This is a genomic window from Kitasatospora sp. NPDC058965, assembly GCF_042741245.1.
Lineage (GTDB): Bacteria > Actinomycetota > Actinomycetes > Streptomycetales > Streptomycetaceae > Kitasatospora.
Map to the genome: position 1 here is coordinate 1 of NZ_JBHYKG010000082.1, position 4188 is coordinate 4188.

Annotated in this window: 3 protein-coding genes; 1 reads left to right on the forward strand and 2 read right to left on the reverse strand. The window is 75.3% G+C overall.

All coding sequences use genetic code 11. The features are described 5' to 3' along the window. Nucleotides 1-2379 (reverse strand): DEAD/DEAH box helicase (locus tag ACFW1A_RS16180; protein WP_380409448.1); only part of this gene is annotated, 2379 nt, incomplete at its 3' end. 618 nt (nt 2380-2997) lie between these two features. Here ACFW1A_RS16180 and ACFW1A_RS16185 point away from each other — a divergent pair. Beyond that, nucleotides 2998-3702, forward strand: a complete 705-nt coding sequence (locus tag ACFW1A_RS16185; RefSeq protein WP_380409450.1) for a ferritin-like fold-containing protein — start codon at nt 2998-3000, stop codon at nt 3700-3702. Nucleotides 3703-3743: 41 nt separating this feature from the next. Here the strand turns inward: ACFW1A_RS16185 and ACFW1A_RS16190 are convergent, their stop codons facing one another. Then, complete coding sequence (locus ACFW1A_RS16190) at nt 3744-4031, reverse strand: hypothetical protein (RefSeq protein WP_380409452.1); 288 nt, start codon at nt 4029-4031, stop codon at nt 3744-3746. Nucleotides 4032-4188 lie beyond the last annotated feature (157 nt).

The window sequence follows — 4188 nt, forward strand, 5'->3', positions numbered from 1 at the left end:
GGTCTTCTTGGCCGCGGTGTTCCGGTTGTTCGCCTTCGTCGCCGGGGCGTCGCGGGTCTCGGCGGTCGCCGCGGTGGCGGCCGCCTTCTTGGTGGTGCGCTTGGCCGGCGCCTTCTTGGCGGCCGGGGCCTCCTCGACGGCGGCCGGGGCCTCTGCGTCAACGGCCTCGGTCTTCTTGGCCGCGGTCTTCCGGGTGGCCGTCTTCTTGGCCGGGGCCTCGACGGTCTCGGCAGCCGCCGTCGCGGCGGCCGCCTTCCGGGTCCGAGTGGCCTTCTTGGCGGCCGGGGCCTCCTCGACGGCGGCCGGGGCCTCTGCGTCAACGGCCTCGGTCTTCTTGGCCGCGGTCTTCCGGGTGGTCGCCTTCTTGACCGGAGCCTCGACGACCTCGGCGGTCACCTCCGCCACGGCCTTCTTGACGGTGCGTCGGCGCGGGGCGGCCGCCTCCTCGGCGATCGCCTCGGCAGCCTCGACCACGGCCTGCGCCTGGCTCGCCACCGGCTCGACGGCCGCAGCCGCCTTGCGGGTCCGCTTGCGCGGGGCCGGCGCGGTCTCGACCGCAGTGGCCTCGACCGTAGCGACATCGACCGCAGTGGTCTCCACCGCAGCAGCCTCGACCGGCTCCACCGCGGTGGCCGCGGGGACCGCCGCCTTCCGGGTCCGGGTCCGGGACCGGGCGGGCTTCTCCGCCACCGGAGCAGCCTCGGCCACCGGCTCGGCCGGAGCAGGCGCGCTCTCGGCGGCCGGGGCACCGGCCTGGCTCGGCACGCTCACCGCAGCCGGCTCCGCGCCGCCGCCCGTCGCCGCAGCGGCCACCACCGGCGCCTCGCCCGCGGCGGCGTTGCCGCGCGAGCGCCGACGGCGGCGGCGCGGGGCCGGAGCCTCGCCGTCCGCACCGGTCACCGGCACCGCCGCGTCCGCGGGCAGCGCGGGGGTCGCCGCGGCGGCCACCGCCTCCGCACCGCTGACGGACGAGCCGCCGCGGGTGCGCCGCCGGTTGCGGGTGCGCGCCGGGCGCTCCTCGCCGACCTGCTCGGCCGGGCGGTCGCCGGCCGCGACGGGGGCGGCACCGGCCGGACGCTCGCCACCGCGGCGCCCGCGGCCGCCACGGCCGCGCTCGCCCCGGTCACCGCGCTCGCCGCCGCGCTCACCGGCCCGCTCGCCGCGACCCGACCGGCCACCGCGCCCACCGGTCTCGCCCAGGTCCTCGAGCTCCTCGGCGGCCAGTCCGGCCCGGGTCCGCTCGGAGCGCGGCAGCACGCCCTTGGTGCCCGGCGCGATCTTCAGCAGCTCGTACAGGTGCGGAGAGGTCGAGTAGGTCTCCTCCGGGTCGTTGAACGAGAGCTCCAGCGCCTTGTTGATCAGCTGCCAGCGCGGGATGTCGTCCCAGTCCACCAGCGTGACCGCGGTGCCCGAGGCGCCGGCCCGGCCGGTCCGGCCGATCCGGTGCAGGTAGGTCTTCTCGTCCTCGGGGCACTGGTAGTTGATGACGTGCGTGACGCCCTCGACGTCGATGCCGCGGGCGGCCACGTCGGTGCAGACCAGCACGTCGACCTTGCCGTTGCGGAAGGCGCGCAGCGCCTGCTCGCGGGCGCCCTGGCCGAGGTCGCCGTGGACCGCGCCGGCCGCGAAGCCGCGCTGGGTCAGCTGGTCGGCCACGTCGGCGGCGGTCCGCTTGGTGCGGCAGAAGATCATGGCCAGCCCGCGGCCCTCGGCCTGCAGGATCCGGGCCACCATCTCGACCTTGTCCAGCGAGTGGGCGCGGAAGATGTGCTGCTCGACGGAGGCCACGGTGTGCCCGCTGTCGTCCGGCGCCGCGGCCCGGATGTGGGTGGGCTGGCTCATGTACCGGCGGGCCAGGCTGATCACCTGTCCCGGCATGGTGGCCGAGAAGAGCAGGGTCTGCCGCTTGGCCGGCAGCATGGTGAGGATCTTCTCGACGTCCGGCAGGAAGCCGAGGTCGAGCATCTCGTCGGCCTCGTCCAGCACCAGCGCGCGGACCTTGGACAGGTCCAGCTTCTTCTGGCCGGCCAGGTCGAGCAGGCGGCCCGGGGTGCCGACCACGATGTCGACGCCCTGCCTGAGCGCCTCCACCTGCGGCTCGTAGGCCCGGCCGCCGTAGACGGCCAGGACCCGCACGTTGCGGACCTTGCCGGCGGTCTGCAGGTCGTTGGTGACCTGGGTGCACAGCTCGCGGGTCGGCACCACGATGAGCGCCTGGGGGCTCTCGGAGAGCTGCTCGGCGGTGGCCCGGCCGGCGTCCACGTCGGCCCGCACGACGACCCGCTCGATCAGCGGGAGGCCGAAGCCGAGGGTCTTGCCGGTGCCGGTCTTCGCCTGGCCGATGACGTCGTGCCCGGTCAGCGCGACCGGGAGGGTCATCTCCTGGATCGGGAACGGGTGGATGATGCCGACCGACTCCAGGGCCTCGGCGGTCTCCGGAAGGATGCCGAGCTCGCGGAACGTGGTCTTCGTGGGTTCAGTCGTGGTGGACAGGGTGCTGCCTCTTCCGTGTGGGCGGGCCGAGAGCGAGTGGACGGCGGGCAGCCGCGCGACCGGTCCGGGTCCGTGGACCCGGCAGTCACGAGGTCTTGCACGACCGCGCCGGTCCCTGTCCGCGCGCGGGGGCCGGCCCGGTGGGGCGGCGGCGTCCCGCGGCATGGGGGAGGTTTCCCTGTGAGGGGTCCGGCGCGGGACCGGCGCCCTGCGGCGCGGTCCGCGGCGGCCCTCGCTCGGCCACTGATGCGGTGCCTGGCTTGAGGTCCAAGCCAAGGTCGGAGCCGATCGGGTCTCCGACCGGGCATCCGCGTACGTGGGTCCTGCTGCGCCGCGCACCGGAACGAGCCGGACGTAGCGAACCCGCGCGGTCGGTAGAGCCGTGCGGGTGTATGAGGTCCCTGTACTACTGTACCGGTCGCCGACCACTCGAACACGTGATGCGCCTGACACGGGCCCGCACGCCGCCGGAGCAGCGGTCGCGGCCGTCTAGAGTGACGGTCCATGGAGACTCAAGGCTCGATCGGCGACTGGACCACCTGCGCGGCCGACCCGCACTACCGGGCCGCGGTGCTCGACCTGCTGGGTGCGCTGGCCTACGGCGAGCTGAGCGCCTTCGAGCGGCTGGCGGACGACGCGAAGCTGGCCCCCGGACTGGCCGACAAGGCGGCGCTGGCCCGGATGGCGGCCGCCGAGTTCCAGCACTACCAGCTGCTGCACGACCGGCTGGCCGAGATCGGTGCCGACCCGACCGAGTCGATGACCCCGTTCGTCGAGCCGCTGGAGTCCTTCCACCGGGTGACCGCCCCCTCGGACTGGCTGGAGGGCCTGGTCAAGGCCTACGTCGGCGACTCCATCGCCACCGACTTCTACCGCGAGGTGGCGGTCCGGCTGGACGACGACACCCGCGACCTGGTGCTGCGGGTGATGAGCGACACCGGGCACGCCCAGTTCGCGGTGGACAAGGTGCGCCAGGCGATCGCGGAGAACCCGCGGGTCGGCGGGCGGCTGGCGCTGTGGGGCCGGCGGCTGATGGGCGAGGCGCTCGGGCAGGCGCAGCGGGTGGTGGCCGAGCGCGACGCGCTCTCCAACCTGCTGGTCGGCGGTGCCCAGGTGGCCGGCTTCGACCTGGTCGAGGTGGGCAAGATGTTCAACCGGATCACCGAGGCGCACACCAAGCGGATGAGCGCGCTGGGCCTGGCGTCCTAGCAGCCGGGCCCCTCCTCGCGGCACGGGCCCGCCGGGACGGATCAGCCGCGGCGGCGCCGGTGGCTGCCGTGCCGGGCGGCCAGGTCGGGCCGGGCGAGCACCGAGGTGAGCAGCCCGGTGCTGACCGCGGTGAGCAGCAGGACCACCACCGGGTCGCCGTCGGCCAGGGTGAACCGGATCACCAGCCCGCTGAGCAGTCCGGCGCACAGCCCGGTGCCGACGGTCAGCCCGCGGGCCATCGGGTAGTACTCGGGGAGCACCTTCAGCGCGACCAGACCGGCCAGCAGGCCGATCGCGGCGAACAGCACGGCTTCGAGCGGCAGGGGCACGGTCGGCCTCCCCGGGACTGGTGCGGACCGCGGCGGGGGGACCGCGGTGGCCGAACCCCTACCCGAGCCGGCCGGTGCGGAACCGCAGCGGCGGAAAAAGCGGAGTGGCCGCCCCGTCAGGGGCGGGGCGCCCGGCGGGCGCGGCGGGGGCGTCGGT